The organism is Pseudomonas sp. ES1, from assembly GCF_050586605.1.
In the GTDB taxonomy this organism is placed as follows: Bacteria; Pseudomonadota; Gammaproteobacteria; order Pseudomonadales; family Pseudomonadaceae; genus Aquipseudomonas; species Aquipseudomonas sichuanensis.
On the sequence record NZ_JBOBDM010000022.1, the window covers coordinates 58260 to 84851 of the forward strand.

26 protein-coding genes are annotated in these 26592 nt (G+C 65.3%); 11 read left to right on the forward strand and 15 right to left on the reverse strand.

What is annotated here, in order from left to right:
* Position 1: 1 nt before the first annotated feature.
* The 6 genes from mazG to ACQ4N9_RS11645 form a co-directional block, all read right to left on the reverse strand.
* Positions 2-835 (reverse strand): nucleoside triphosphate pyrophosphohydrolase, encoded by an 834-nt coding sequence (gene mazG, locus ACQ4N9_RS11620; RefSeq protein WP_390970359.1) that lies wholly within the window; start codon positions 833-835, stop codon positions 2-4.
* 107 nt (positions 836-942) lie between these two features.
* Entirely contained in the window at positions 943-3183 is a 2241-nt protein-coding gene (relA, locus tag ACQ4N9_RS11625; protein ID WP_390970361.1) for a GTP diphosphokinase, read from the reverse strand.
* Positions 3184-3282: 99 nt separating this feature from the next.
* Positions 3283-4641 (reverse strand): 23S rRNA (uracil(1939)-C(5))-methyltransferase RlmD, encoded by a 1359-nt coding sequence (gene rlmD, locus ACQ4N9_RS11630; RefSeq protein ID WP_430932887.1) that lies wholly within the window; start codon positions 4639-4641, stop codon positions 3283-3285.
* Positions 4641-5540, reverse strand: a complete 900-nt coding sequence (gene cysM, locus ACQ4N9_RS11635) for a cysteine synthase CysM (RefSeq protein WP_110993024.1) — start codon at positions 5538-5540, stop codon at positions 4641-4643. The genes rlmD and cysM overlap by 1 nt, the downstream gene beginning before the upstream one ends.
* 94 nt (positions 5541-5634) lie before the next feature.
* A complete protein-coding gene (locus ACQ4N9_RS11640; protein WP_390970365.1) occupies positions 5635-7044 on the reverse strand; it encodes a HAMP domain-containing sensor histidine kinase in 1410 nt (469 codons plus the stop codon).
* A gap of 2 nt (positions 7045-7046) precedes the next feature.
* Positions 7047-7763, reverse strand: a complete 717-nt coding sequence (locus tag ACQ4N9_RS11645; RefSeq protein WP_390970367.1) for a response regulator transcription factor — start codon at positions 7761-7763, stop codon at positions 7047-7049.
* A 232-nt stretch (positions 7764-7995) separates the two neighbouring features.
* Here ACQ4N9_RS11645 and ACQ4N9_RS11650 point away from each other — a divergent pair, with 232 nt between their 5' ends.
* The 4 genes from ACQ4N9_RS11650 to ACQ4N9_RS11665 all read left to right on the forward strand — a co-directional run bounded on the left by ACQ4N9_RS11650 (position 7996) and on the right by ACQ4N9_RS11665 (position 12711).
* Positions 7996-10752 carry a response regulator gene (locus tag ACQ4N9_RS11650; protein ID WP_390970369.1) on the forward strand — a complete coding sequence of 919 codons (2757 nt, stop codon included), beginning with the start codon at positions 7996-7998 and terminating at the stop codon, positions 10750-10752.
* A 99-nt stretch (positions 10753-10851) separates the two neighbouring features.
* Positions 10852-11841, forward strand: a complete 990-nt coding sequence (locus tag ACQ4N9_RS11655) for a 2-hydroxyacid dehydrogenase (RefSeq protein ID WP_390970371.1) — start codon at positions 10852-10854, stop codon at positions 11839-11841.
* A 31-nt stretch (positions 11842-11872) separates the two neighbouring features.
* Positions 11873-12310 (forward strand): hypothetical protein, encoded by a 438-nt coding sequence (locus ACQ4N9_RS11660; RefSeq protein ID WP_390970373.1) that lies wholly within the window; start codon positions 11873-11875, stop codon positions 12308-12310.
* Positions 12307-12711, forward strand: coding sequence for an META domain-containing protein (locus ACQ4N9_RS11665; protein WP_110993018.1), 405 nt, complete (start codon positions 12307-12309; stop codon positions 12709-12711). The genes ACQ4N9_RS11660 and ACQ4N9_RS11665 overlap by 4 nt, the downstream gene beginning before the upstream one ends.
* A gap of 112 nt (positions 12712-12823) precedes the next feature.
* Here ACQ4N9_RS11665 and ACQ4N9_RS11670 read toward each other — a convergent pair whose 3' ends face one another.
* Positions 12824-13291 carry a TlpA disulfide reductase family protein gene (locus tag ACQ4N9_RS11670; RefSeq protein WP_390970375.1) on the reverse strand — a complete coding sequence of 156 codons (468 nt, stop codon included), beginning with the start codon at positions 13289-13291 and terminating at the stop codon, positions 12824-12826.
* A gap of 77 nt (positions 13292-13368) precedes the next feature.
* Between ACQ4N9_RS11670 and arsC the strand changes: the two genes are divergently transcribed.
* The 3 genes from arsC to ACQ4N9_RS11685 are packed head-to-tail and all read left to right on the forward strand — an operon-like array spanning position 13369 to position 14730.
* Complete coding sequence (arsC, locus tag ACQ4N9_RS11675; protein WP_390970377.1) at positions 13369-13722, forward strand: arsenate reductase (glutaredoxin); 354 nt, start codon at positions 13369-13371, stop codon at positions 13720-13722.
* Entirely contained in the window at positions 13719-14324 is a 606-nt protein-coding gene (gene wrbA, locus ACQ4N9_RS11680) for an NAD(P)H:quinone oxidoreductase (RefSeq protein WP_153785022.1), read from the forward strand. Before arsC ends, wrbA begins: the two co-directional genes overlap by 4 nt.
* Complete coding sequence (locus ACQ4N9_RS11685) at positions 14317-14730, forward strand: DUF2069 domain-containing protein (protein ID WP_390970379.1); 414 nt, start codon at positions 14317-14319, stop codon at positions 14728-14730. The genes wrbA and ACQ4N9_RS11685 overlap by 8 nt, the downstream gene beginning before the upstream one ends.
* Before the next feature lie 104 nt (positions 14731-14834).
* Here ACQ4N9_RS11685 and ACQ4N9_RS11690 read toward each other — a convergent pair whose 3' ends face one another.
* Together ACQ4N9_RS11690 and ttcA are read right to left on the reverse strand one after the other, a co-directional pair.
* Entirely contained in the window at positions 14835-15506 is a 672-nt protein-coding gene (locus ACQ4N9_RS11690) for a DNA-3-methyladenine glycosylase I (protein ID WP_390970381.1), read from the reverse strand.
* A gap of 4 nt (positions 15507-15510) precedes the next feature.
* Complete coding sequence (ttcA, locus tag ACQ4N9_RS11695; protein ID WP_125462967.1) at positions 15511-16335, reverse strand: tRNA 2-thiocytidine(32) synthetase TtcA; 825 nt, start codon at positions 16333-16335, stop codon at positions 15511-15513.
* A gap of 264 nt (positions 16336-16599) precedes the next feature.
* Between ttcA and ACQ4N9_RS11700 the strand changes: the two genes are divergently transcribed.
* Both ACQ4N9_RS11700 and ACQ4N9_RS11705 read left to right on the forward strand, forming a co-directional pair.
* Entirely contained in the window at positions 16600-17199 is a 600-nt protein-coding gene (locus tag ACQ4N9_RS11700) for a Yip1 family protein (protein ID WP_110993012.1), read from the forward strand.
* A 138-nt stretch (positions 17200-17337) separates the two neighbouring features.
* Positions 17338-17832 (forward strand): SprT family zinc-dependent metalloprotease, encoded by a 495-nt coding sequence (locus tag ACQ4N9_RS11705; protein ID WP_390970384.1) that lies wholly within the window; start codon positions 17338-17340, stop codon positions 17830-17832.
* Positions 17833-17985: 153 nt separating this feature from the next.
* On the opposite strand, the gene ACQ4N9_RS11710 is transcribed toward ACQ4N9_RS11705, so the two are convergent.
* The 4 genes from ACQ4N9_RS11710 to ACQ4N9_RS11725 all read right to left on the reverse strand — a co-directional run bounded on the left by ACQ4N9_RS11710 (position 17986) and on the right by ACQ4N9_RS11725 (position 22473).
* Positions 17986-19308, reverse strand: coding sequence for a dicarboxylate/amino acid:cation symporter (locus ACQ4N9_RS11710; RefSeq protein ID WP_390970386.1), 1323 nt, complete (start codon positions 19306-19308; stop codon positions 17986-17988).
* A 395-nt stretch (positions 19309-19703) separates the two neighbouring features.
* Positions 19704-21050 carry an ATP-binding protein gene (locus ACQ4N9_RS11715; RefSeq protein ID WP_125462964.1) on the reverse strand — a complete coding sequence of 449 codons (1347 nt, stop codon included), beginning with the start codon at positions 21048-21050 and terminating at the stop codon, positions 19704-19706.
* Positions 21047-21724 carry a response regulator gene (locus ACQ4N9_RS11720; RefSeq protein ID WP_125462963.1) on the reverse strand — a complete coding sequence of 226 codons (678 nt, stop codon included), beginning with the start codon at positions 21722-21724 and terminating at the stop codon, positions 21047-21049. The genes ACQ4N9_RS11715 and ACQ4N9_RS11720 overlap by 4 nt, the downstream gene beginning before the upstream one ends.
* A 143-nt stretch (positions 21725-21867) precedes the next feature.
* A complete protein-coding gene (locus ACQ4N9_RS11725) occupies positions 21868-22473 on the reverse strand; it encodes an outer membrane protein (protein ID WP_125462962.1) in 606 nt (201 codons plus the stop codon).
* Between the two features lie 132 nt (positions 22474-22605).
* Between ACQ4N9_RS11725 and ACQ4N9_RS11730 the strand changes: the two genes are divergently transcribed.
* Positions 22606-23397: a dienelactone hydrolase family protein gene (locus ACQ4N9_RS11730; RefSeq protein WP_390970389.1), complete on the forward strand. Its 792-nt coding sequence runs from the start codon at positions 22606-22608 to the stop codon at positions 23395-23397.
* A 147-nt stretch (positions 23398-23544) separates the two neighbouring features.
* Positions 23545-24246: a 4'-phosphopantetheinyl transferase family protein gene (locus tag ACQ4N9_RS11735; protein ID WP_390970391.1), complete on the forward strand. Its 702-nt coding sequence runs from the start codon at positions 23545-23547 to the stop codon at positions 24244-24246.
* Here ACQ4N9_RS11735 and ACQ4N9_RS11740 read toward each other — a convergent pair.
* Both ACQ4N9_RS11740 and ACQ4N9_RS11745 read right to left on the reverse strand, forming a co-directional pair.
* Positions 24243-25847 carry an ATP-binding protein gene (locus tag ACQ4N9_RS11740; protein WP_390970393.1) on the reverse strand — a complete coding sequence of 535 codons (1605 nt, stop codon included), beginning with the start codon at positions 25845-25847 and terminating at the stop codon, positions 24243-24245. The genes ACQ4N9_RS11735 and ACQ4N9_RS11740 overlap by 4 nt on opposite strands.
* Positions 25844-26554, reverse strand: a complete 711-nt coding sequence (locus tag ACQ4N9_RS11745; protein ID WP_110993002.1) for a response regulator transcription factor — start codon at positions 26552-26554, stop codon at positions 25844-25846. Before ACQ4N9_RS11745 ends, ACQ4N9_RS11740 begins: the two co-directional genes overlap by 4 nt.
* Positions 26555-26592: the final 38 nt, after the last annotated feature.

Sequence of the window (26592 nt, forward strand, 5' to 3'; positions counted from 1 at the left end):
CTCAGCTGCAGCTGGGCAGGTTCTTTTCCTGACGCTTGGCCTCGCCCCACAGGGCGTCCAGCTCGTCGAGGGTACGATCTTGGATGTTCAGGCCCTGCTCGCGCAATGCCTGTTCGATAAAACGGAAACGCCGTTCGAATTTGCGGTTGGCGCGGCGCAGGGCGTTTTCCGGGTCGTGCTTGAGGTGCCGGGCCAGGTTGACGGTGGCGAACAGCAGGTCGCCCAGCTCGTCCTCCAGCGCATCGCTGTCACCATCGACCATCGCCTGCAGCACTTCGTCGAGCTCTTCGCGCACCTTGTCCAGCACCGGCAGCGCGTCGGGCCAGTCGAAGCCGACCGTGGCCGCGCGCTTCTGCAGCTTGGCGGCGCGGGACAGTGCCGGCAGCGCGGCCGGCACATCGTCGAGCAGCGACAATTGCTCGGGCTCGCTGTTTTCGGCACGCTCTTCGGCCTTGATCTCTTCCCAGCGCGACTTGACCTGGGCCTCGCTCAACGAGGGCGTATCGACGGGCGCATAGAGCTCGCCGGTGGGGAACACATGGGGGTGGCGACGCACCAGCTTGCGGGTAATCGAGTCGACCACGCCGGCGAACTCGAAACGCCCTTCTTCCCGCGCCAGCTGGCTGTAGTAGACCACTTGGAACAGCAGGTCGCCCAGCTCACCCTGCAGGTGGGCGAAATCACCCCGCTCGATGGTGTCGGCGACTTCGTAGGCTTCTTCGATGGTGTGCTGGACGATGCTGGCGTAGTCCTGCTTGAGGTCCCACGGGCAGCCATATTGCGGGTCGCGCAGGCGGGCCATGAGGTGCAGCAGGTCATCGAGGGTGTAAGTCATGAATGCAGGTCCTTCGGCGGCGCCTGCTTCGCGGGTAAACCCGCTCCCACATAGGTTTGCGACCTAACTGTGGGAGCGGGTTTACCCGCGAAGAAGCCACCTCGTTCTCAAGGGGTACGGTTACGCCGCGTCTCGATGATGTTCGGCAACTGCGAGATCCTCCCGAGCAGGCGCCCGAGGGCATCCAGGCCGGGGATCTCGATGGTCAGCGACATCAAGGCGGTGTTGTCTTCCTTGTTCGAGCGGGTGTTGACCGCCAGCACGTTGATCTTCTCGTTGAGCAGCACCTGCGACACGTCGCGCAGCAGCCCCGGGCGGTCGTAGGCACGGATGACGATGTCGACCGGGTAGGTCTGCACCGGGATCGGCCCCCAGCTGACCTGGATGATCCGCTCCGGCTCCTTGCCCGCCAGTTGCAGCACCGAGGCGCAGTCCTGGCGGTGAATGCTCACGCCGCGGCCCTGGGTGATGTAGCCGACGATGGCATCGCCCGGCAGCGGCTGGCAGCAGCCGGCCATCTGCGTGAGCAGGTTGCCGACGCCCTGGATCTGGATGTCGTTGCGCTTGCCCGCGCGAATGCCCCGGGCCTGGCGCGGCACCAGCTCAACCTGCTCGATGCGCTCGGGCTCGAGCAACTGCTGGGCGGCGTTGACCATGTGCGCCAGGCGCAGGTCGCCGGCACCGAGGGCGGCGAACATGTCTTCGGCGGTCTTGACGTTGGCCTTCTCGGCGAGGCGCTCGAAGTCCACTTGCGGCAGCCCCAGGCGGCTCAGCTCGCGCTCGATCAGGGTCTTGCCGGCAGCGACGTTCTGGTCGCGCGCCTGCAGCTTGAACCAGTGGACGATCTTCGCCCGTGCCCGCGAGGTGGTCACGTAGCCAAGGTTGGAGTTCAGCCAGTCACGGCTCGGATTGCCGTGCTTGCTGGTGATGATCTCCACCTGCTCGCCGGTCTGCAGGCTGTAGTTGAGCGGCACGATGCGCCCGTTGATCTTGGCGCCCCGGCAGTTGTGGCCGATCTCGGTGTGCACGCGGTAGGCGAAGTCCAGCGGCGTGGCGCCCTTGGGCAGGTCGATGGCATGGCCGTCGGGGGTAAACACGTAGACCCGGTCCGGCTCGATATCGACCCGCAGCTGTTCGGCCAGGCCGCCGATGTCGCCCAGTTCCTCATGCCATTCGAGCACCTGGCGCAGCCAGGAAATCTTCTCTTCGTAGTGGTTGGAGCTGGGCTTGACGTCGGTGCCCTTGTAGCGCCAATGGGCGCATACCCCAAGCTCGGCCTCTTCGTGCATGGCGTGGGTGCGGATCTGCACTTCCAGCACCTTGCCCTCGGGGCCGATCACCGCAGTGTGCAGTGAGCGGTAGCCGTTTTCCTTGGGGTTGGCGATGTAGTCGTCGAACTCTTTGGGGATGTGCCGCCACAGGGTGTGCACGATGCCCAGCGCGGTGTAGCAGTCGCGCACCTCCGGCACCAGCACGCGTACCGCACGCACGTCGTAGATCTGGCTGAACTCCAGGCCCTTGCGCTGCATCTTGCGCCAGATCGAATAGATGTGTTTCGCCCGGCCGCTGATGTCGGCATTGACGCCGGTGGCCAGCAGCTCGTTCTGCAGTTGGTTCATCACGTCGCTGATGAAGCGCTCGCGGTCCAGCCGGCGCTCGTGCAGGAGCTTGGCGATCTGCTTGTACTGCTCAGGCTCGAGGTAGCGGAACGAAAGGTCTTCCAGTTCCCACTTGATATGGCCGATGCCCAGGCGGTGGGCCAGCGGTGCATAGATATCGAACACCTCGCGGGCCACCCGCAGGCGCTTTTCATCGTCGGCGGACTTCACCGCACGAATGGCGCAGGTGCGTTCGGCAAGCTTGATCAGCGCCACCCGCACATCGTCGACCATGGCCACCAGCATCTTGCGCAGGTTCTCGACCTGCGCCTGCGAGCCCAGCACCAACGACTGGCGCGGGCTGAGGCTGGCACTGATGGCCGCCATGCGCAGCACGCCGTCGATCAGCTTGGACACCACCGGGCCGAAACGCTGGCCAACTTCGGCCACCGTCACCTTGCCTTCGCGCACCGAGCGGTAGATGACCGCCGCCATCAGCGAATCCTGGTCGAGCTTGAGGTCGGCGAGGATTTCGGCGATCTCCAGGCCCGCCTGGAAGCTGGAGGTGCCATCGGCCCAGGAATGCTTGGCCGGGTTGCCCTTCTTCTCGATTTCCTGGGCGAACTCACAGGCCTCTTTGAGCGACGCGCGATCGAGCTGCGAATCGACGCTCACCACATGATCGAGCCATGCTTCGAGATTGATACTGCCGTCAGTGTTGACCGGCTGGTGCACTCTCACCTGTACCATCTTTGCTTTACCTTTCCATACAGCGCACCACGCGGGTGCGCTGGTTATCACCTGTGCCGCCCTCGTTCCCTGAACGCCGCACCAAGAAGACCAGACTCGCTAGCCCACTTCGAATAACGCCATGGCCTCGACATGCGCCGTCTGAGGAAACATGTCGAGAATCCCGGCCCTTTTTAACCGGTACCCCTGCCCGACCAGCACCTGCGCGTCTCGCGCCAGCGTGGCCGGGTTGCACGATACGTAGACCAGCCGTTTCGCGCCGAGCCGAGCGATGCCTTGCACCACCTCGTAAGCCCCGTCGCGCGGTGGATCCAAGAGTACCGCAGAAAAGCCCTCGGCGACCCATCCGGCGCCCGCCAAAGGCTGCGATAAATCGGCCTGAAAAAACCGTGCGTTATGCACATTGTTGCTGCGGGCATTGGCCTCGGCGCGCTCGACCATGGCCTGCACGCCTTCGACTGCCACCACTTCCCGCGCCTGCCGGGCCAACGGCAAGGCGAAGTTGCCCAGGCCACAGAACAGGTCCAGCACCCGCTCATCCGCCTGCGGCGCCAACCAGGCCAGGGCCTGCTGGATCATCAGGGTGTTGACCTGGGCATTGACCTGCACGAAGTCGCCTGGCCGCCAGGCCAGCTGCAACGCCCAAGGATCCAGGGCAAAGCCCAGCTCACTTGCGTCATCCACCGGTGCCGGGTCGCCTTCGCCCTGCAGCCACAACTGGGCGCCGGCCTCGCGGCAGAATGCCTCGAGGCACGCCAGGTCTTCAGCAGGAAGGGCCGCCACATGGCGCACCAGCACCGCCTCGGCACTGCCGCTGAACAGCTCCACATGCCCCAGTGCCTGCGGCTTGCTCAAGCTGCGCAGTACGGTCGGCAAGTGGCGGAAAATCGATTGCAAGGGTTGTACCAGTACCGGGCACTCATCGATGGCGACGATGTCCTGGCTGGCCTCGGCACGGAAGCCCACGTCCAGTTGACGGGCCTTGGCGTCCCAGCGCACGGCCACCCGCGCCCGGCGTCGATAGCCGAACTCAGGCCCGCTCAGGGGCGCGACCCACTCGTCCGGCTGGATGCCGGCGACACGCTGCAACTGCTCGGCGAGGGTACGCTGCTTGAGCGCCAACTGGCCGTCATGGGGCAGGTGCTGCAGGTTACAGCCGCCGCAGCGTTGGTAATGTTTGCACGGCGCTTCGCGACGCTCGGGGCTAGCCTGGAACACGCGTTCGAGGCGCGCCTCGACCACCTTGCCGCGGGCCGCGAGCACCCGCGCTTCGACCTCTTCGCCGCCCAGTGCACCGCTGACGAACCAGGTGCGCCCTTCGACGAAGGCGATGCCGCGGCCATCACCGGCCAGGCGCTCGATCTGCAAGCGCTGCTTCTTGCCCACGGGCACCTGAGTACTACGGTCACCGCCGGCCGGCTGGAAGCGCAGGCCGCTGTTGCTTTTCTTTCTGGACATCAGTTGGTATCGAACAGGCCGGTGGAAAGGTAACGGTCGCCGCGGTCGCAGATGATGGCAACCATCACCGCGTTCTCGACTTCACGGGACAGGCGCAGCATGGCCGCCACCGCACCACCGGAAGACACGCCACAGAAGATGCCCTCTTCGCGGGCAAGGCGGCGGGTGGTCTCTTCGGCTTCCTGCTGCGACATGTCGACCACGCGGTCGACCCGGGTGGCGTCGAAGATCTTCGGCAGGTATTCCTGGGGCCAGCGGCGGATGCCGGGGATGGCCGAACCTTCCATCGGTTGCAGGCCGATGATCTGCACCGCCGGGTTCTGTTCCTTGAGGTACTGCGAGCAGCCCATGATGGTACCGGTGGTGCCCATGGAACTGACGAAATGGGTGATGGTGCCCTGGGTCTGTTGCCAGATCTCCGGCCCGGTGCTGTTGTAGTGGGCAATCGGGTTGTCGCCGTTGGCGAACTGGTCGAGCACCAGGCCGCGGCCTTCTGCCTGCAGCTTTTCAGCCAGGTCGCGCGCGCCTTCCATGCCCTCTTCCTTGGTCACCAGGATCAACTCGGCGCCATAGGCGGTCATGGCTGCCTTGCGTTCGGCGGTGGAGTTGTCCGGCATGATCAGGATCATCTTGTAACCCTTGATCGCCGCCGCCATGGCCAGGGCGATCCCGGTGTTGCCGGAGGTCGCTTCGATGAGGGTGTCGCCGGGCTTGATCTGATTGCGCAGCTCGGCGCGGGTGATCATCGACAACGCCGGGCGGTCCTTGACCGAACCTGCCGGGTTGTTGCCTTCGAGCTTGAGCAAAAGCGTGTTGCTGGTAGCCCCGGCGATGCGCTGCAGGCGAACCAGAGGCGTGTTGCCGACGCAATCGGCGATGGTTGGGTACTGCAGGGTCATGGGCGTTATCGCAATCCGGACGGCAGGGGCGCCTATCATACCGGCAAACCCCGCGCGGCCATATCACGCAATCGTAGGACGCTATAGCTGTCAGCTATAAGCCCGTTGGCGATCGCGAGGCATCGCACTTCGTGGCAGCAGGCTTACCCCGCGATGAATCGCAATCGCCCACCGCCAAGCGCATGCAAACCCTCAGCCCGCGCTCGCCGTTCTGCGCCCATACCCTGCCACCCTGACGCCGGATGGCACTGCGGGCAATGCTCAGCCCCAAGCCGAAACCACCATCCCCCGGCCGCGAACCGTCGAGCCGCGAGAACGGCGCGAAGATCCGCTCCAGGTCCTCCTCGGCCACGCCCCCGCCCTCGTCTTCGAGGTCGATGCGCCAGTAACCGCCTTCGCGTTTTCCACTCAGGCGTACATGGCCGTCGATCGGTGAATGACGAATGGCATTGCGCAGGATGTTCTCCAGCGCCTGGGCCAGGTGATTTAGATTGCCCTGCACCCAGCAGTCGAGCGGCACGTTACAGACCAGCCGCTGCGGCGCCCAGCCACTTTCGTAGCAGGCATTTTCGCTGAGCATGTCCCACAACACCGGCAGCTGGATCGGCTCCAGGTTCATCGGTGCGCGCTCGGCATCCTGCCAGGCCAGTTGCAGGGTGTCCTCGACCAGTTGCTGCATGCCGTCCACTTCACGGTGCACGCGTTCGCGCAGGCGCTGCAGGTCGGTTTCGCCATCGCAGGCCACGCGCAAACGGCTCAGCGGGGTGCGCATTTCATGGGAGAGGTCGCGCAACAGCTGCTGCTGCAGCACCACGGTACCCTGCAGGCGCTCGGCCATCTGGTCGAAGGCCCGGGCCAGTTCGCCAAGTTCGTCGCGGCGCTGGATGGTGCGCGAGTCGAGCCGCGTCGTGAGCTGGTCGGCACGCCAGGCGCGGGCCTGCTCGCGCAATTGATTGAGCGGCACGATCAGCATGCGGTACAGGCCGACACACAACAGCAGGGTGAACAACCCAGGAATGATTCCGTTGGTGATCACCCGCCAGAAAAGGCGGTACTGGCCCGGGTTGAAGCGCTCGGGCAACTCGATCACCAGCGAGCCCTGGTCCGGGTCTTCAAGAAACGGTATACGCAGCCAGGGCTGGCCGATGCTTCGTCGGCTCATGGGCCAGTCGACCCCGCGCAAACGGGTCAAGTGCTGAACTTCGGCGCTGCCCAGGCTGAAGCTACCCAGCGGCCGGAGGTCACCGTCGAGTACGCCGACCCAACCCTTTTCGCGCGAATGCATCCCCTCCAGCCAACGATCCACCCCCTCCCGCCCACCTTCTTCCCAGGCTTGTTCGGCTTCAGCGGCATAGCCGCGCAATACCTCGCGGGCCGGCTCGGAGAGGAAGGCGTTCTGGGTTTCCATGTGCCGGCCCCAGGTGTAACTCAGGCCGATCATCAACAGGCAGAACCCCACCAGCAGGATGGCCAGCTTCCAGAACAGCGAATGACGATCGAGCACGCTCAGTCCGCCTCGCCCGCGCCAAACAGGTAGCCCTTGCCCCACACCGTGCGGACCTGCCGCTCGTGGTAGCCGATGGCCTTGAGCTTGCGGCGGATCTGACTGACGTGCATGTCCAGGCTGCGGTCGTGGCGGGCGTAGCCGCGTTGCAGCACTTGCTGATAAAGGAAGGGCTTGCTCAGCACTTCGTCCTGGCTGCGGTGGAGGATGTCGAGCAGGCGGAATTCGCTGGGGGTCAGGCCCGCCCAGGCACCCTCAAGGCTGACATCGCACAGTGGCTCGTCGAAGTGCAGCTGGCCGACGCCCGCCTCATGCGGCACCTTGGCGCGACGCTCGAAGGCCACCCGGCGCAGGATCGCCTCGATCCGCACGCGCAGTTCAGCAAAGCTGAAGGGTTTGGGCAGGTAGTCGTCGGCGCCGCGCTCGAAGCCACTGATCCGGTCCGCCTCGGCCCCCAGCGCCGACATCAGGATGACCGGCGTGGCGCTGTGCCGACGCAGGCGCGCCAGGGCATCCAGGCCGTTAAGCCCCGGCAGCAGGATGTCCATCAACACCAGGTCGAACACCTGCCGCCCGGCGGCCTCCAGCCCTTCCAGGCCGTTGCGGCACCAGGTCACCTGGAAGCCGCCGCGCTGCAACTCTTCATGCAGATAGGCACCCAGGACAGGGTCGTCCTCGATGGCCAGGATACTGGACTCGTGAATAGCTACGGGATTCATTGGCAACTGCCATCAATTCTCAGTTGCGTGATTATTGGCTATACCGTCTTGCCAAGGCAACCGCTGCACGACCGACGCGAACCTTGACGCGGGCCGTGCAAGCGCTCGCAAACCGCAGAGCGGTAAGCCCCCGGCAGACAAAAACCAATACAAATGAGTGCATTGCCACCAAGCCCGGAGTAACGTTCCCGCTGGAGCGCGCTTGCGCGTTGGCACATGACAGGAGACAGGTGTGCTCGATCGTTTGGGAATCCGCAGCCGCGTGCTGCTGCTGGCGTTGCTGCCAGCCAGCCTGATGGCCCTGGTGCTGGGCAGCTACTTCACCTGGCTGCAGCAGAACGAACTGCGCACGCAACTGTTGCAACGCGGCAAGATGATCGCCGAGCAGTTGGCCCCGCTGGCCGCCCCAGCCATGGCCCGCCTTGCCCCGGAGCAGTTGGAGCGCATCGCCGCCCAGGCGCTGGAGCAGTCCGACGTGCGCGCCGTGGCGTTTCTTGCCGCCGACCGCACGCGCCTGGCACACGCCGGCCCGAGCATGCTCAACCAGCCCCCCAGCGGCGGCACCGGCACACAACTGTTGCAGCGCACCGGCAATGACGCCACCCGCTACCTGATGCCGGTGTTCGGCCATCACCGCGACCTGGCCACCGATGCCGTGCCCAACGAGGCCGAGCGGCTGCTCGGCTGGGTGGAGATCGAGCTGTCCCATGACGGCACCCTGCTGCGCGGCTACCGCAACCTGTTCACCAGCCTGCTGCTGATCTTCGCCTGCCTGAGCCTGACCGCCCTGCTCGCCGTGCGCATGGGCCGCACCATCAACGGCCCAATCAACCGCATCAAGCATGCGGTCAACCAGCTCAAGGACGGCCACCTCGACGCGCGCCTGCCGGCCATGGGCAGCCATGAGCTGGACGAGTTGGCTGCGGGTATCAACCGCATGGCCGAAACCCTGCACAGCGCTCACGAAGAGCTGCAGCACAGCATCGACCAGGCCACCGAGGACGTGCGCCAGAACCTGGAAACCATCGAGATCCAGAACATCGAGCTGGACATGGCGCGCAAGGAGGCACTGGAAGCCAGCCGCATCAAGTCCGAGTTCCTCGCCAACATGAGCCATGAAATCCGAACCCCGCTCAATGGCATCCTGGGCTTCACCCATCTGTTGCAGAAAAGCGAGCTGACCCCACGCCAGCTCGATTACCTGGGCACCATCGAAAAGTCCGCCGACAACCTGCTGGGGATCATCAACGAGATCCTCGACTTCTCCAAGATCGAGGCCGGCAAGCTGGTGCTCGACAGCATCCCGTTCAACCTGCGCGACCTGATCCAGGACACCCTGACCATCCTCGCCCCGGCGGCCCACGCCAAGCAGTTGGAGCTGCTCAGCCTGGTGTACCGCGACACGCCCTTGTCGCTGGTGGGCGACCCGCTGCGGCTCAAGCAGATCCTGACCAACCTGGTGAGCAACGCGATCAAGTTCACCCGCGAAGGTACGATCGTGGTGCGCGCCATGCTCGAAGACGAGCAGGAAGACAGCGTGCAGCTGCGCATCAGCGTGCAGGACACCGGCATCGGCCTTTCGCCGCAGGATGTACGCACCTTGTTCCAGGCCTTCAGCCAGGCCGACAACTCGCTGTCGCGCCAGCCCGGCGGCACCGGTCTGGGGCTGGTGATTTCCAAGCGACTGATCGAGCAGATGGGCGGTGAGATCGGCGTCGACAGCACCCCGGGCGAAGGCTCGCAGTTCTGGATCAGCCTCAACCTGCCCAGGGCCCACGACGATATCGAGGAGCAACCGCTGCAGGCGCTGCTGGGCCGCCGGGTGGCCATCGTCGACGGCCATGACCTGGCGCGCCAGGCCCTGGAGCATCAGTTGGAGGACTGCGGGCTGTCGGTCTGCCTGTTCACCTCCTACGACCAACTGTTGCAGGCCGTGCACGCGGCCGCGCAAGCCGGGCAGCCATTCGATTTCGCCGTGCTCGGCACCAACCTGGGCAGCCTCTCGCCCGAACAGCTCGGCCACTATCACCAGCAACTCGAACGCCAGGGCTGCCAGTGCGTGGTGCTCTGCCCGACCACCGAGCAGCCGCTCTACCAACCCTACCTGCCCAACGCCCATGGCCAGTTGCTGGCCAAACCGACCTGCACACGCAAGCTGCGCCGCCTGCTGCTGGAACTGGTGCAACCGCGCCGCCCGCTCGGCGAACAGCGCCATGTCACAGGCGAGCGCATGCCCAAGGTGCTGTGCGTCGACGACAACCCGGCCAACCTGCTGCTGGTGCAGACCCTGCTTGAAGGCATGGGCGCCGAAGTGCTGGCGGTGGACAGCGGCTTCGCGGCGGCCCAGGCCGTGCAGGATGAACCCTTCGATCTGGTGCTGATGGATGTCCAGATGCCGGGCATGGACGGGCGAGCCTGCACCGAACAGATCCGCCGCTGGGAAAGCAGCCACAGCGGCCCGGCGCTGCCAATCGTCGCCCTGACCGCGCACGCCATGGCCAATGAAAAGCGCGCCTTGCTGCACAGCGGCATGGACGATTACCTGACCAAGCCGATCAGTGAGCGTCAGCTGGCCCAGGTGGTGATGAAATGGACTGGCCTGAGCCTGGGTGCCCCACAACCCGAACGCAGCCCCGAACGCATGCCCGACAGCAGCGAACTGAAAGTGCTCGACCCCGAGGAAGGGCTGCGCCTGGCCGCCGGCAAACCGGACCTGGCGGCGGACATGCTGGCCATGCTGCTGGCCTCGCTGGCGTCTGAACGGGAGGCCATCCTTGCGGCCTGTGAAGCAGGCGACCACGCTACCCTGATCGAGCGCGTGCATCGGCTCAACGGCGCCTCGCGCTATTGCGGCGTGCCACAGTTGCGTGCGGCCTGCCAGCGCAGCGAAACCTTGCTCAAGCAGGACAACCCACAGGCCCAGCAGGCGCTGGATGAGCTGGACCGGGCCATTGTCCGCCTCGCGGAACAGGCACAATGCAGTGTGTGATCGAGTATCCCGCGATGAGGCCGCCACAGCCCATACAGATCAATAGACGCCCTGCCCGTCTGGCTAGACTGGCGGCGTAGCCATAAAAGGAATACCGCCATGCGCGCTCTGTTGTTCAGCAGCCAGCACTACGATCAGGAAAGCTTCGAGCGTGCCGCCGCTGGCACGGCCCTGGAGCTGCACTACCAGCCCGCACGCCTGACCCTCGACACGGCGGCCCTGGCCTGCGGTTACGAGGTGGTCTGCGCGTTCATCAACGATGAACTCGACGCCCCGGTGCTGGAGCGCCTGGCGGCTGGCGGCACGCGCCTGATCGCCCTGCGCTCGGCCGGCTACAACCATGTCGACCTGGCCGCGGCGCAGCGCCTGGGGCTGGCGGTGGTGCGGGTGCCCGCCTACTCGCCGCACGCCGTCGCCGAGCATGCCGTGGCCCTGATCCTGGCCCTCAACCGGCGCCTGCACCGCGCCTACAACCGTACCCGCGAAGGTGACTTCACCCTGCATGGCCTGACCGGCTTCGACCTGCACGGCAAGACCGTCGGCGTGGTCGGCACCGGGCAGATCGGCGTGGCGTTCGCCCGCATCATGGCCGGTTTCGGTTGCCAGCTGCTGGCCTACGACCCCTACCCCAACCCCGAACTGCTGGCCCTGGGGGCACGCTACCTGACGCTGCCCGAGCTGCTGCGCGAAGCCCGCATCATCAGCCTGCACTGCCCACTGACCGAGCACACCCGGCACCTGATCAACGCCCACAGCCTGGCCCAGCTGCAACCCGGCGCCATGCTGATCAACACCGGCCGCGGCGCTTTGGTCGACACCCCGGCGCTGATCGATGCGCTCAAAAGCGGCCAGCTCGGCTACCTGGGGCTGGATGTGTATGAAGAAGAGGCGCAACTGTTCTTCGAGGACCGTTCCGACCAGCCCCTGCAGGACGATGTGCTGGCGCGGCTGCTGACCTTCCCCAACGTGATCGTCACCGCGCACCAGGCGTTCCTGACCCGCGAGGCGCTGGATGCCATCGCCGCGACCACCCTGGACAACATCACCCGCTGGGCGGCAGGCAATCCGCAGAACATCGTCGAAGGTTGATGCTAGGATACGCGGCAATTCTGGAGGACCCATGGTCGAACACGATTTCCGCTACACCCTTTTCAACCCGCAACACACCCTGATCGAATGCCGCGCACTGGTGCCGGGCCGTTACCAGGTCACCGGCAACGGCGGCTCGATCCAGAAAAACGACGTGCTGCTGGTCAGCCTCAAGGGCAGCAAGACCCTGTCCATGCGCCTGACCGTGGAAACCGTCCGCCACCTGATCAACCCGAGCGGCCAGTGGGTTGCCGTGGCCAAGGGCCCGGTGTTCAACGAACTGGAAATCCACGAATGGCAGGTCAAGTGCGACAGCTGCGACGCCGTGCTGGATTTCGAGTTCGCCGCTGAAGCCAAGCTGGGCAAGAAAGGCCACGCACCGGCCGCCAGCGCCCGTGTGGCGGAACTGGGCTGGGCCAGCCAGGGCGACAAGCACCTGTGCCCAAAGTGTCAGGAGCGCGCTGAGTGAAACAGCTGTTGAGCGCCGCGCTGATCGCCGGCGGCCTGATGGGTTGTGCAGCGCAGCCTTCGCCCCTGCAGCAGGAGCAGAGCTATGTGCTGGAATGGATCGGTGAGCGACCGCTGATCGACTACAGCCACCTCACGCTGACCCTGGCCAACGATGGCCGCGCCTACGGCAATGCCGGCTGCAACCACTGGTTCGCACCGTACACGCTGAACGGCGAGCAACTGAGCTTCGGTAAGGTCGGCAAGACCCGCAAGCTGTGTGCGCCCGCCTTGATGGACCAGGAAAAACGCTTCCTGCAGGCGCTGGAAACGGTACAGCGCTGGGACGTGTCGCCGATCGAGCAGATCCGCTTCTGGCCGGCTGAAGGCAAGCCGTTGCGCTTCTGGCCTGAAGAAGGCTGAAACTCCCGGGGCTGCTTTGCAGCCCTTCGCGGGTAAACCCGCTCCCACAGGGATCGCGCATATCTGTGGGAGCGGGTTTACCCGCGAAGGGCCGCAGAGCGGCCCCAAATATTCAAGCGCCGTCCTTGAGCGCCTTGATCTTGGCCTGCAGCCCTTCAAGCGTCTGCTCGCCCATCAACTGCTCTCGTACCTTGCCCTTGTCGTCGATGATGTAAGTCACCGGCAGCGCTTCGCTGCGCGGCAACTCGTAGCGCTCGGCCGGATCCTGGGCGAGTACGGTGAAGGCGATGCCCAGGGTGTCGGCGGCGGCCTTGAGGTCGGCGCCCTGCAAGCCGTCGAAATTCACCCCGAGCACCTTGATGCCCTGGGCCTCCCACTGCTTGGCCGCGGCATTGAGCTCGGGAATTTCCGTACGGCACGGGCCGCACCATTCGGCCCAGTAGTTGAGCACCAGCCAGTGCCCTTCAACCTGTTCGCTCTTCACCGTATTGCCGTGCTGGTCCACACCGTAGTCTGCACCGCAGCCGCCGAGCAACAGGCTCGCGGTGATGGCCAGTGCAGCTGCCAAACGCCTTGCCATGGGTCAATCCTTCTCGAAGTTTTCAAGCATTGAAGTCGGTTAGAATAGCCGCCACACCCTGCTGGATGCGACCCGTCATGACCGAACTGACCCTGTATCATAACCCGCGCTGCTCGAAATCCCGCGGCGCCCTGGAGCTGCTCGAGGCACGCGGCTTGTCGCCCACCATCGTGCGCTATCTGGAAACCCCGCCAGACGCAGCCACCCTCAAGCAACTGCTTGGCCAGCTGGGCATCGGCGCCCGTCAGCTGCTACGCAGCGGTGAAGACGAATACAAGGCCCTCGACCTGGCCAACCCGGCCTTGACCGATGCCCAGCTGATCGAGGCCATGGTCCAGCACCCCAAACTGATCGAACGCCCCATTCTGGTGGCAGGCAGCAAGGCCGTGATTGGCCGCCCGCCGGAGAAAGTGCTGGAGATCCTGCCGTGAGCGCCCCGTACATCCTAGTGCTGTATTACAGCCGCCACGGCTCGACCAGCGAGATGGCCCGGCACATCGCCCGCGGCGTCGAGATGGCCGGCCTGGAAGCCCGCCTGCGCACCGTGCCGGCGATCTCCACCGAGTGCGAAGCGGTGGCCCCGGACATCCCCGCCAGCGGCGCGTTGTACGCCACCCTCGATGACCTGCGCCATTGCGCCGGCCTGGCCATGGGCAGCCCGACCCGCTTCGGCAACATGGCCGCCCCGCTCAAGTACTTCCTCGACGGCACCAGCAGCCTGTGGCTCGGTGGCGAGCTGGTGGGCAAGCCGGCGGCGGTGTTCACCTCCACCGCCAGCCTGCACGGCGGCCAGGAAACCACCCTGCTGTCGATGCTGCTGCCGCTGATGCACCACGGCATGCTGGTGCTGGGCTTGCCCTACAGCGAATCGGCCTTGCTGGAAACTCGCGGCGGCGGCACCCCGTATGGCGCCAGCCACCATGCCGGTGCCGACGGCAAGCGCGAACTCGATCAACACGAAATCACCCTTTGCCGCGCGCTCGGCCAACGCCTGGCGAATACCGCCAAGGCCCTGGGTGGCGAACGTGGCTAAAAAACCCAAGGTACTGCCACCCCTGGACTGGCTGACGCCACGGGTACGGCTGACCCGCGCCTTGAGCCTGGCCTGTTTCTTCGGCCTGATCGCCTTGCTGGTGGTGAACAACCTGTGGTTCGCCGACCTGCACGGGGCGCGGGTCGGGGTGATCCTGGCCGTCGAACTGATCCCCCTGCTGCTGCTGTTGCCCGGCATGCTCAAAGGCAGCGCCCGGGCGCATGCCTGGACCTGCTTCGTGGTGAACATCTACTTCATCAAGGGCGTGCTGGCGGCGTTCGACCCGGCGCGAGCGGTGTTTGGCTGGGTTGAGGTGCTGGTGAGCCTGGGGTTGTTCGTCAGCGGGTTGCTGTTCGTGCGCTGGAAGTTCCAGCAGGAGCGGCGCCTGGCGGGCGAAGCAAGCTGAACGCCATCGCGGGGCAAGTCGCAGCGGCGAACCGCCGCTCCCACGCTGCACTCACACAGAATGCGTGGGAGCGGGCTTGCCCCGCGATGGCATTACCACTGATTTCAGTGGTTGACGGTATGCGCCAGCATCACCGACAACTGGCACAGCGGCCGCCCGCTCTCGGCGTGCCACTGGTTGAACGCCTGCTGCACCAACGCCAGGTCGCGCTGGCTGGTCGGCGGCTTGTCGATGATCTGCTGCGCGATCAGCGCGGCCGCCATGTCGTCGGTGGGGATGAAGGTATCCTTGCCGACCATGCGCAAGAAGCGCGGCGCCGACAGCCCGCCCAATTGGTTGCCGTGCTTGGCCAGGTATTTCCACAGCCCGACGATATCGGTCTCTGGCCAATCGGCGATGAACGCGCCGAAACTGCCGTTTTCCCTGGCCACATCCAGCACCATCTGCGCATTGCGCGGCACGCTCTTGAGCTTGCCCAGGTGGCGGATGATGCGCTCGTCCTGCATCAGCCGCTCCAGGTGCTCGGCGCCCATCAGCACGACCTTCTCCGGGTCGAAACCAAAGAACACCTGCTCGAACGCCGGCCACTTGGCGTCCACCAGGCTGTGCTTGAGCCCGGCGCGGAACACGCGCAAGGCCAGGGTCGACAGGTAGCGGTCATCGCTGATGTCGCGCAACTGCGCCGGCGTGCGCGGCTGCGGCAGGAAGGCCTCCAGGGCCTGGGCCGAGCCGAAGCGATTCAGGCAGTACTCATGCAGCCACTGGTAGTCGCGCATGGGCTCAGAGATTCACCACGTCGAGAAAGCGCGGGGTGGCGTTTTCGTCGATCGTAAGGCTGGTGAAGTCGAACAGGTTGCGGTCGGCCAGCTGCGACGGCGCCACGTTCTGCATGGCGCGGAAGATGCTTTCGGTACGGCCCGGGTGCTTGCGCTCCCACTCCACCAGCATGTCCTTGACCACCTGGCGCTGCAGGTTTTCCTGCGAGCCGCACAGGTTGCACGGGATGATCGGGAATTCCTTCATGTCCGAATAGGCCTGGATGTCCTTCTCGCTGCAGTAGGCCAGCGGGCGGATCACCACGTTGCGCCCGTCATCGGCGCGCAGCTTCGGCGGCATGCCCTTGAGCGCGCCGTTGAAGAACATGTTGAGGAAGAAGGTCTCGACGATGTCGTCGCGGTGGTGCCCCAGGGCCATCTTGGTCGCGCCGATCTCGTCGGCGAAGGTGTACAGCGTGCCACGGCGCAGGCGCGAACACAGCGAGCAGGTGGTCTTGCCCTCGGGCACCAGCTCCTTGACCACCGAGTAGGTGTCCTTCTCGACGATGTGGTACTCGACACCCAGTTCCTTGAGGTAGGCCGGCAGCACGTGCTCGGGGAAACCCGGCTGCTTCTGGTCCATGTTCACCGCGACGATCTCGAACTTGATCGGCGCCACCTTCTGCAGGTGCAACAGAACGTCGAGCATGGTGTAGCTGTCCTTGCCGCCGGACAGGCAGACCATGACCTTGTCGCCATCCTCGATCATGTTGTAGTCGGTGATGGCTTCGCCAGCGAGACGACGCAGGCGTTTTTGCAGTTTGTTCTGGTTGACCGAGAGGGTGCCCATAGCGCTTGGATCCGCGAGGTGTGACAAAAGGCGCATATTTTACGCACAAATGGCGCACCGCTGTAGGCCATTCCGATAAAGACTTCAAGGGAATCAACACCGGGCCTGACAGCGCAATTTGCTCTAAAAAGCCGGTTTTGTGTGGGGAACGGCTTCCTATACTGCGACATAAGGCCACATGACCGCAGTAATCGATGTTCCTGGCCTCGGGCCACAGGCGCTCCATCTGGGGGGCGTTTGGCAACGACGATAGGAGTGACCAGTATGATTCATCACGTTGTTGGGCTGTTCACCCACCCTGACCAGGAGTGGCGGGAGATCCGTGGCGAGGACGAAAGCATCAGCCACATGTACCTGACGCACACACTGATCCTGGCGGCGATCCCCGCCGTCTCGGCGTTCATCGGCACCACCCAGGTGGGCTGGGTGATCGGCGAGCGCCCGGCAGTGATGCTGACCATGGAAAGCGCGATCTGGATGAGCATCATGTCGTACCTGGCGATGCTCGCCGGGGTGGCCGTGATGGGTGCCTTCATCCACTGGATGGCGCGCACCTACGACGCCAACCCGAGCATGGCGCAATGCATCGCCTTCGCCACCTACACCGCGACCCCGCTGTTCATTGGCGGCCTGGCGGCACTTTACCCGCACCTGTGGCTGGGCATGCTGATCGGTACGGCGGCGATCTGCTACACGGTCTACCTGCTGTATGTGGGGCTACCGACATTCATGAACATTCCGTCCGATGAAGGCTTCCTGTTCTCCAGTTCGGTGCTGGCGGTGGGCCTGGTGGTCCTGGTGGCGATCATGGCCGCCACGGTGATCATCTGGGGACTGGGCGTGGGGCCCGTCTACACCAACTAGCACACACCTATTAGATCGACCCGACACGGGAGCATCACCGAGGCCGCCGCAAGGCGGCTTCGTTCCATCCGCTGATCGGTGGCTCGGCAGGCCCGAAGCGCTTGCGGCATAATGCCCGGCCAGGAGAACCACCCCGCCATGCCCGAGCAGCTCAAGCAACGCGTCGAAACCTGTTACCAGCAAGCCGAAACCTTCTTCAAACGCCATTTCCCGCGCCCGGAAGTGAGCTTCAAGCTGCGCGGGCAAAAGGCGGGTGTCGCACATCTGCACGAGAACCTGCTGCGCTTCAACCTGCAGCTGTACCGCGAGAACCAGGAAGACTTCCTGCGCCAGACCGTGGCCCATGAAGTGGCGCACCTGGTCGCCCATCAACTGTTCGGTGACCGTATCCAGGCCCATGGCGAAGAGTGGCAGCTGATCATGCGCGGGGTGTACGAACTGCCGCCCAACCGCTGCCACAACTATGAGGTGCAACGGCGGGTGGCGATGCGCTACATCTACCGCTGCCCGTGCCCTGAGGGTGAATTTGCGTTTACCGCGCAGCGGCACAAGCTGGTGCGCCAGGGACGGCGCTACCTGTGCCGACGGTGCCGGGAGATTCTGGTGTACAGCGGCGAGACCCGGGTCGAATGACCAGGCCTCTTCGCGGGTAAACCCGCTCCCACAGGTATTTCGTCGACCTTGTGGGAGCGGGTTTACCCGCGAAAGGACCGGTACCGACGCCAGCACTGTCCCAGGCACAAAAAAGGCGACCCGAAGGTCGCCTTTTTGCTTTTCACATCGCGATCAACGCGCCGGGCCTTCAGCTACGCCGAGGTCGTCGGTCGGGCGGGTCTCGACCAGCGGCGAACCACCGGAGGCCAGCTCCGACTCCAGCTTGTCGGTATCCAGCTCCTTGACCCACTTGGCCACAACTACGGTGGCCACGGCGTTGCCGATCAGGTTGGTCAGGGCGCGGGCTTCGGACATGAAGCGGTCGATGCCGAGGATCAGCGCCAGGCCGGCAACCGGCAGATGGCCGACGGCCGACAGGGTCGCTGCCAGGACGATGAAGCCCGAACCGGTAACGCCGGCAGCACCTTTGGACGCGACCAGCAGCACCAGCAGCAGGGTGATCTGGTGGGTGATGTCCATGGTGGTGTCGGTGGCCTGGGCGATGAACACCGCGGCCATGGTCAGGTAGATCGAGGTGCCGTCGAGGTTGAACGAGTAGCCGGTCGGGATCACCAGGCCAACCACGGATTTCTTCGCACCCAGGCGCTCCATCTTGGCCAGCATGCGTGGCAGGGCCGACTCGGAGGACGAGGTGCCCAGCACGATCATCAGCTCTTCACGGATGTAGCGGATCAGCTTGAGCACGCTGAAGCCGTGGGCGCGGCAGATGCCACCCAGCACCACCAGCACGAACAGCACGCAGGTGATGTAGAAGCAGGCCATCAGGTAGCCCAGCTGCACCAGCGAACCCACGCCGTACTGGCCGATGGTGAAGGCCATGGCACCGAAGGCGCCGATCGGGGCCAGCTTCATGATCATGTTGATGATGTTGAACATGACATGGGCGAAGCGGTCGATCAGGTCCAGCAGCGGCTTGCCGTAGCTGCCCAGGCGGTGCAGGGCGAAGCCGAAGATCACCGAGAACATCAGCACTTGCAGGATGTCGCCGTTGGCGAAGGCGCCGACCACGGTGTTGGGGATGATGTTGAGCAGGAAGCCAACGGTGGTCTGCTGTGCGCCGGCGGCGGCGTAGGCGGCCACGCTGCTGGCGTTCAGGGTGCTGACGTCGATGTGCATGCCAGCGCCTGGCTTGACCACGTTGACGACGACCAGGCCGATGATCAGGGCGATGGTGGAGACGATCTCGAAGTACAGCAGCGCGTAGCCGCCGGTCTTGCCCACCGACTTCATGCTCTGCATGCCAGCGATGCCGCTGACCACGGTACAGAAGATGATCGGGGCGATGACCATCTTGATCAGTTTGACGAACCCGTCACCCAGCGGTTTGAGGGCAACGCCGGTTTCCGGATAGAAGTGGCCGAGCAGGATACCGATGGTGATGGCGAGCAACACCTGGATATACAGCGATTTGTACAGCGGCTGACGTGTCGTCATGGCTCATTTTTCCTCAAGTGTGCCGGCGCATCCTTCCCAGGATGTGGGGCACCTGAATCGCGAACCCTCCTGCACCCGGAGGGATTTGTCGTTGTGTTCGAGCGCCTGGGCAGGCCTCTGCCAGATGAATAGCAAGGGTGATGCCAAGGTGCCCGCTTGAGGTGCACGACCCGTATTTACGGGGTGGGAATGCCCTCGGACGGGGCGTAAATGCAGGTAGGAAATGGCGGATTCCCGCCCGATGGCGGAAATCGTACAAGGTAGGTTGGCGGGAATCCGCCTTGACCGGCATAAGCGACAGCAGGGCTGGCCTCATCGCCGGCAAGCCGGCTCCCACAGGTAAAGCAGCCGCTGTGTTTTGGTGGGAGCCGGCTTGCCGGCGATGGAAGCGACGCTCAATCCAGGCGGAATGCGATGCGGAACGCTGCCCCGCCCAACGGCGAATCACCCAGGCTCAACTCGGCGTCGTAGCTGTCGATGATGTCCTTGACCACCGCCAGGCCGATCCCCTGCCCCGGGTGCTGGCTGTCCAGCCGCTCGCCGCGCTCGAGGATGCGCTCGCGCTGGTCGGGGGGCACGCCGGGGCCATCGTCTTCGACGCACAGCTCCAGCAGCCCCGGCGCTTCATGCAGGCTGACCCGTACCTGCCCCAGGCACAGCCGGTAGGCGTTTTCCAGCAGGTTGCCGAGCAGTTCGAGCAAAGCCCCCTGCTCCATCGGCACCCGCGCCTGGGCCGGGATGTCGAGGCTGACCTCGACGCGTTTGTCACGGTAGACCTTGGCCAAGGTGCTGCACAGGCTGTCGAGCAACGGGCCGAGCTGCACCTGGTGGCGCACCAGCCCGCTCTTGCGCAGGCTGGCACGCTGCAACTGGTAGTCGATCTGCTGGCTCATGCGCTCGATCTGGCCCTGCAGCACCCGCCCCTGTTCCGGCTCCTGCTTGCCCTGGGCCATGCTTTCGCCCACGCCCTGCAGCACCGCCAGTGGGGTCTTGAGGCTATGCGCCAGGTCGTCGAGCGAATCCTTGTAGCGCTGGCGCTGCTCGCGCTCGCTGCGCAGCAGGCGGTTGAGCGAGCCGGTCAGGCGCAGCAGCTCACGGGGATGCTCACGGCTCAGCCCCTCCCGTGCGCCAGCTTCAACCTCGTCGAGTTCGACGCTGAGCCGGCGCAACGAACGCAAGCCCCAGGTCAGGCCGGCCCAAAGCAGCAGCATCAACGCCAGCAAGGCGGCGCCAAAGCCCAGGTAGAGCTTCTCGCGCAAGCCATCGAGGGTGTCCTGGTACTCACGCACCGGTTGCAGGGCCACGATGCTGAACGCGGCGCTCTTGCCGCCCAGCAACTTGACCTCCACGTCATAGACGAAGAACTCGTCGCCATCGCTTTGCTGGATGCGCGCGAATTCGTTGCCCCGCCCGTCGTAACGCGGCTGGTAATTGATGTTCTGGTTGCGGGTGGCCCGCGACTGCCAGACCAGCTTGCCCTGGCGGTCGAAGATATAGCCGAGCAGGCCGGTGTAGGGCAGGTTGAAACGTTCGTCCGGCAGCAGCGCCGGCATCTGCAACTGGCCGCGCTCGATGCGCGCGGCGGAGATCAGGGTGGTTACATCCGACGCCAGGCGCTGCTCGATCGACTCCTGCAACGCCAGGCTGAAAGCCTTCTGCAATGCCGGCAGCAGCGCCAGCATGAACAGCAACGCCAACAACGCCGCCGCCAACATCAGGCGCACGCGCAGCGAACGGATCATCGGCAGCGCTCGGTGAACAGGTAGCCCAGGCCACGCACCGTGTCGATCGGCTTGAAGCCCTGCTCGCCCTCGAGCTTGCGCCGCAAGCGGCCGACCAGCACCTCGATGACGTTGGGGTCGCGCTCTTCGTCCCCCGGGTAGAGCTGCTCCATCAGCCGATCCTTGGCCACCACCTGCTGGTGATGGCGCATGAGGTATTCGAGGATGCGGTATTCGTAGGCGGTCAGCGCCAGCGGCGCGTCGTCCAGTGTTGCCTGCTTGCGGTTGAGGTCCAGCACCAGGGGGCCGGCGGCGATGGTCGACTGGGTGAAACCGCTGGAGCGGCGCAGCAACGCATTCAGGCGCGCTTCCAGCTCTTCGAACTGGAACGGCTTGACCACGTAATCGTCGGCACCGGCGGCCAGGCCTTCGACCTTGTCCTGCCAGTTGCCACGGGCGGTGAGGATGAGGATCGGGAAGCTCTGGCCCTGGCTGCGCAACTGGCGGATCAGGTCCAGCCCGCTCATGCCCGGCAGGCCCAGGTCGATGATCGCCAGGTCGTGGTTGTACTGCTCGGCCTGGTACAAGGCCTCTTCGGCATTGGCCACCGCCTGCACCACATGGCCGCCCTCGCCCAGGCGAGTGAACAGATGATGACGTAGCAGCGCCTCGTCCTCGACCACCAGCAATTTCATGCAACTCTCCTTCTTAGGTTGCCTGTGCGATCCCATTCGCGGGTAAACCCGCTCCCACAGGTACTGCATCGCACTATAGGCTTGCGCTTGACCTGTGGGAGCGGGTTTACCCGCGAAAGGGCCGGTACAGGATAACAGCGACCTCAGAACTTGTAGTTGGCCGCCAGGTAGGTCTGCGCGCTGCTGTTCAGGCGCAGAGTGCCGATCTTCGCGCCGTCATGGGGCGACAGCTCGGTGCTGGCGTTGCTGCGCAGGTAGCGGTAGCCCAACTCCACCGAGGCATTGTCGGTGACCTGCTGCAGCACCCCGCCCTGCAGGCCGACGGCGTAACCGGTATCGGTATCACGGCTGTAGCCGGAGGACTCCTGGGACAGTTTGGTCACGCCAAGCGAAGCGCCGCCGAACAGCTTGGTGGTATCGCCCACCGGCAGGAACAGGTCGTAGCTGCCGAGCAGGTTTTCCTGGCGCAGCTTGAGGCCGCTGTGCTCGCCCGAGACGTTGTCGTAGGTCAGGTAGTAGCGGCCCTGGTTGTTCATCTGCCCCAGGCGAACGCCCCAGGTACCGTCCTTGGCGATGATGCCATCGGTGTTCAAGTGGTCGGTGTTGCTCTGCAGCAGGCCGGACTTGCGAACCTTGTCGCTGGTCTGGCCATAGGTGAGGCTGGCGAAGGTGTCGTCGGCCTGGGCAGTGGTGGCGATGCCAGCGGCGCAAACGGCCATGGCGGCAAGCAGGGTGTTGAAGGTTTTCATAGGTTCGTACTCCAGTTGGATGCGCTGTTTCGGTCTGGGGACTAGAGTAGGGAGGACGCCCTGAACCACCGCTGAACCCGGCCTGAACCCCGGCTGAACGAAATACCCACCGCAAAAGAAGGAGCTTTGCCCATGCGTTCCCTGCTTGCCCTGGCCCTGCTGTGCAGTACCGCCCTTGCCCAGGCAGCGGTGCAGACCCGCGAGATCCGCTACCAGGATGCCGATGGCACCCCGCTGATCGGCTACTACGCCTATGACGACGCGGTCGAAGGCAAACGCCCCGGTATCGTCGTGGTGCATGAATGGTGGGGCCTGAACGACTACGCCAAGCGCCGCGCCCGGGATTTCGCGGCGCTGGGCTACAACGCCCTGGCCATCGACATGTACGGCGACGGCAAGCACACCGAGCACCCGCAGGATGCCCAGGCGTTCATGGCAGCGGCGATGAAGGACCCGCAGGCGGCCGCCAAACGCTTCGACGCGGGGCTGGAGTTATTGAAGCTGCAGCCCAACACCCGGCAACACCAGCTGGCCGCCGTGGGCTACTGCTTTGGTGGCAAGGTGGTGCTCGACGCCGCGCGCCGTGGCGAGAAGCTCGATGCCGTGGTGAGTTTCCATGGCGCGCTGGTCACCCAGACGCCGGCCAAGCCCGACGTGATCCGGGCCAAGATCCTGGTCGAACATGGCGAGGCCGACAGCATGGTCACGCCGGAGCAGGTGGCGGCGTTCAAGGCAGAGATGGATGCGGCCAAGGCCGACTACAAGTTCGTCGGGATTCCGGGGGCCAAGCATGGGTTTACCAACCCGGATGCCGATCGGTTGAGCCATGGCGAGCATGGCGGGCCGGACATTGGTTATAGCAAGGAAGCGGACGAGAGTTCGTGGAAGGACATGCAGGCGTTCCTCAAGTCGGCGTTTGATTGAGAATCGCTGGGGCCGCTTTGCGGCCCTTTCGCTGGCAAGCCAGCTCCCACCCACCTGTGGGAGCTGGCTTGCCAGCGAAAGGGCTGCGAAGCAGCCCCCAACAATTTCAGCTCCACCGCCCGCCCAACGGCTGGCACAATACCCGCCATGAACAGACTCCCCGCCTGCTGCGCCCCCCTCCAGCACCACTGGCCCCTGCCCCGTCCGGTCCCCGGCGCGGTGCTGGTCAGTTGCGCCTTCGACCCGGCCCAGCTCGCCGCCGATGACTTCCAGCGCGCCGGCATCGCGCAAAGCGCCAGCCTGCAACGCTCGGTGGCCAAGCGCCAGGCCGAGTACCTGGCCGGCCGGGTATGTGCCCGCGAGGCCCTGCAGCGCCTGGATGGCCGCGACTATGTGCCCGCCACTCACGAGGACCGCTCGCCGATCTGGCCCGCCGGCATCCACGGTTCGATCACCCACGGCCAGGGCTGGGCCGCCGCCGTGGTGGCAGCCGACGGCGCCTGTCGCGGCCTGGGGCTGGATCAGGAAAGCCTGCTGAGCGAGGAGCGTGCCGAACGCCTGGCCGGCGAGATCCTCACCCCCGCCGAACTGGAACGCCTGGACCGCAGCCAGCAGGCACTGGCCGTGACCCTGACCTTCTCGCTCAAGGAAAGCCTGTTCAAGACGCTCTACCCGCTGACCCGACAACGCTTCTACTTCGAGCACGCCGAGCTGCTGGCATGGTCCGCCGATGGCCACGCCCGCCTGCGCCTGCTGACCGACCTGTCGGCGCAGTGGCGCCACGGCGTCGAGCTCGATGGCCAGTTCTGCGTGCAGGACGGCCACCTGCTCAGCCTGATCAGCGTTTAATCCCGTGGCTGCTCGCGTGGCCAGCTCAGGCTGAAACAGGCCCCGCCCAACTGCTCGCTACGCCCCACCAGGGCGCGGCCGCCGTGCCAGTAGATGATCCGCCGCACGATCGACAAGCCCAGGCCATGCCCGCCCGAGGCGCGGGTGCGGCTGTCATCCAGGCGGGTAAACGGGGTGAAGATGCGGTCCCATACGCCTTCCGGGATGCCCGGCCCGTCATCCTCCACATCGATACGGCAGCGCTGCTGGCCGAGTTGATAGCTCAGACGCACCTCGGACTCGGCGTGGCGCATGGCATTGCGTACCAGGTTCTGCAGGGCGCGGTGCAGGTAGCGCGGCTCGGCCTCGACCCAGGCAGCGCCACCGTCCAGCCCATGGCATTCGCCGCGCAGCACGCGCACATCGGCGCGCAGCGGGGCCAGCTCGTCGATCACCCGGGCCAGCAGTTCATCCAGGTCCACCGCCTGGAACAGCAAGGCCGGAGCGCCCTGCTCCAGGCGGGCGTAGGTCAACATCTCGTCGACCAGCTTGTCCAGGTCCTGGATATCGCCGTCCATGCCGGCCAGGTGCTTGGCCCGGGCCTGCTCGGTGCTGGCGCTCTCGATCATCTCCAGGCCGAAGCGCAAGCGCGCCACCGGCGTGCGCAATTCGTGGGACACCGCCCGCACCAGCTCGCGCTGCATGGTCAGCGAACGCTGCAGGTGCTCGGCCATGCCATTGAAGGCTTCGGCCAGGCGCCCGACCGAGTCGGCGTCACCGGCCGGCACGCGGGTATCGAGGCTGCCCTGGGCGATGCGCGTGGCAGCCACTTCCAGGCCCGAGACGCGCCGCTCCAACTGGCGCACCAGCAGGTAGACCATCAAGCCGATCAGACACAGGCCAAGAAAGGCGATCAGGATCAGCAACTGCGGCGGGTACGGGTTGAGCTGGTGCAGCGGGCCGATCTCCAGTACCCAGGGCGAGCCGGGCAAGCCCGAAAACACGCGGATCGAGTCACCGTCCTTGGCCAGCGCCATCACCGTGTCGCCCTCCTCCACCCGGCGCCGCTGGTCGTCATCCAGCGCCGCGCGCTCGATGCGCTGCAGGGCGATGTCGAAGCCGAAGCCCTTGCTCTGGCGGATCTGCGCCAGGCGGCTCTGCTGTTCGCTGACCGGGTAACGCACCAGCTCGTCGGCCAGCAGATAAAGGGTGGCACGCGCCAACTGCTCGCTGACCTGCTTGACCTCGGCCACCAGCAACTGGTCTTCGCGCCCGACCCGGCGCAGCACCCGGGCGGCATGCGGGCCGGTCTTTTCCACCACCACCAGGTCGCGGTACAGCCGTGCGCGCTGGCCGCCATCGAGGGTGAAAGCCGACAGCGGTTGCAGGTTGAGCGGCACCCCCAGCAAGCGCTCCCAGATCACCAGCGAACGCTTGCGCTCCACGTCGTTCTGCTGCGCCAGGTTATCGGCCATCAGGCTGAAGGTGCCTTGGGCCAGGCCTTCGCGGTGCTGGCCGGCACGCACCTCGTTGGCCAGGTGCAGGCTGAGCACGCCGAGCACGGCCACCAGTACCAGCACGGCAAGCATGCCGCCATAGATGCGCAGGAAAATGGAATTCATGGGGCCGGTGCCTGGGCGGCCTCGCCGACGAACAGGTAGCCCTTGCTGCGCAGGGTCTTGATCAGGCGCGGGTTGATCGGGTCGTCGCCGATCTTGGGGCGGATCTTGGAGATACGCACGTCGATGGAGCGGTCCTGGCCGTCGTAACCGACGCCGCGCAATGAGGTAAAGATTTCTTCGCGCGACAGCACCCGCCCGGCGTTGCTGGCCAGCAGCCACAGCAGGTCGAATTCGGCGCCGGTCAGCTCGACCAGCTGGCCGCCCAGGCGCGCCTCGCGCAGGCGCTGGTCGATGTGCAGCGGGCCGAAGGCCAGGGCTTGCTGGCGCTCCGGCGCTTCGCTGCGACGCAGCAGGGCATGGATGCGCGCCAGCAACAGGCGTGGGCGCACCGGTTTGCATACATAGTCGTCGGCGCCCTGGTCCAGGCCCTGGACCTGGTCGAGTTCGTCGCTGCGGGCGGTGAGCATGAGGATGGGCCCGGCGTACTGGCCGCGCACCCGGCGGCAGATGCTCAGGCCGTCTTCGCCGGGGAGCATCAGGTCGAGGATGACCAGGTCGGGCTGGCTGTCGATGATGCGCCGCGCCGCGCGGCCGCCATCGCCCTCTACCGCCACCTCGAAGCCGTTGGCCTGGAGGTACTCGGCGGTGAGCTCGGCGAGGCGCTGGTCGTCCTCGACGATCAGGATGCGGTTGTTCGGCTGATCCATGGCCCCTCTACCCCTGTGTGCTGGTCTTTTTGTTGTTC

Coding starts and splice junctions, on each gene's coding strand:
- mazG (WP_390970359.1), bottom strand. CDS start 835: ATGACTTACACCCTCGATGACCTGCTGCACCTCATGGCCCGCCTGCGC.
- relA (WP_390970361.1), bottom strand. CDS start 3,183: ATGGTACAGGTGAGAGTGCACCAGCCGGTCAACACTGACGGCAGTATC.
- rlmD (WP_430932887.1), bottom strand. CDS start 4,641: ATGTCCAGAAAGAAAAGCAACAGCGGCCTGCGCTTCCAGCCGGCCGGC.
- cysM (WP_110993024.1), bottom strand. CDS start 5,540: ATGACCCTGCAGTACCCAACCATCGCCGATTGCGTCGGCAACACGCCT.
- ACQ4N9_RS11645 (WP_390970367.1), bottom strand. CDS start 7,763: ATGAATCCCGTAGCTATTCACGAGTCCAGTATCCTGGCCATCGAGGAC.
- ACQ4N9_RS11655 (WP_390970371.1), top strand. CDS start 10,852: ATGCGCGCTCTGTTGTTCAGCAGCCAGCACTACGATCAGGAAAGCTTC.
- ACQ4N9_RS11660 (WP_390970373.1), top strand. CDS start 11,873: ATGGTCGAACACGATTTCCGCTACACCCTTTTCAACCCGCAACACACC.
- ACQ4N9_RS11670 (WP_390970375.1), bottom strand. CDS start 13,291: ATGGCAAGGCGTTTGGCAGCTGCACTGGCCATCACCGCGAGCCTGTTG.
- arsC (WP_390970377.1), top strand. CDS start 13,369: ATGACCGAACTGACCCTGTATCATAACCCGCGCTGCTCGAAATCCCGC.
- ACQ4N9_RS11690 (WP_390970381.1), bottom strand. CDS start 15,506: ATGCGCGACTACCAGTGGCTGCATGAGTACTGCCTGAATCGCTTCGGC.
- ttcA (WP_125462967.1), bottom strand. CDS start 16,335: ATGGGCACCCTCTCGGTCAACCAGAACAAACTGCAAAAACGCCTGCGT.
- ACQ4N9_RS11700 (WP_110993012.1), top strand. CDS start 16,600: ATGATTCATCACGTTGTTGGGCTGTTCACCCACCCTGACCAGGAGTGG.
- ACQ4N9_RS11705 (WP_390970384.1), top strand. CDS start 17,338: ATGCCCGAGCAGCTCAAGCAACGCGTCGAAACCTGTTACCAGCAAGCC.
- ACQ4N9_RS11710 (WP_390970386.1), bottom strand. CDS start 19,308: ATGACGACACGTCAGCCGCTGTACAAATCGCTGTATATCCAGGTGTTG.
- ACQ4N9_RS11715 (WP_125462964.1), bottom strand. CDS start 21,050: ATGATCCGTTCGCTGCGCGTGCGCCTGATGTTGGCGGCGGCGTTGTTG.
- ACQ4N9_RS11720 (WP_125462963.1), bottom strand. CDS start 21,724: ATGAAATTGCTGGTGGTCGAGGACGAGGCGCTGCTACGTCATCATCTG.
- ACQ4N9_RS11725 (WP_125462962.1), bottom strand. CDS start 22,473: ATGAAAACCTTCAACACCCTGCTTGCCGCCATGGCCGTTTGCGCCGCT.
- ACQ4N9_RS11730 (WP_390970389.1), top strand. CDS start 22,606: ATGCGTTCCCTGCTTGCCCTGGCCCTGCTGTGCAGTACCGCCCTTGCC.
- ACQ4N9_RS11735 (WP_390970391.1), top strand. CDS start 23,545: ATGAACAGACTCCCCGCCTGCTGCGCCCCCCTCCAGCACCACTGGCCC.
- ACQ4N9_RS11740 (WP_390970393.1), bottom strand. CDS start 25,847: ATGAATTCCATTTTCCTGCGCATCTATGGCGGCATGCTTGCCGTGCTG.
- ACQ4N9_RS11745 (WP_110993002.1), bottom strand. CDS start 26,554: ATGGATCAGCCGAACAACCGCATCCTGATCGTCGAGGACGACCAGCGC.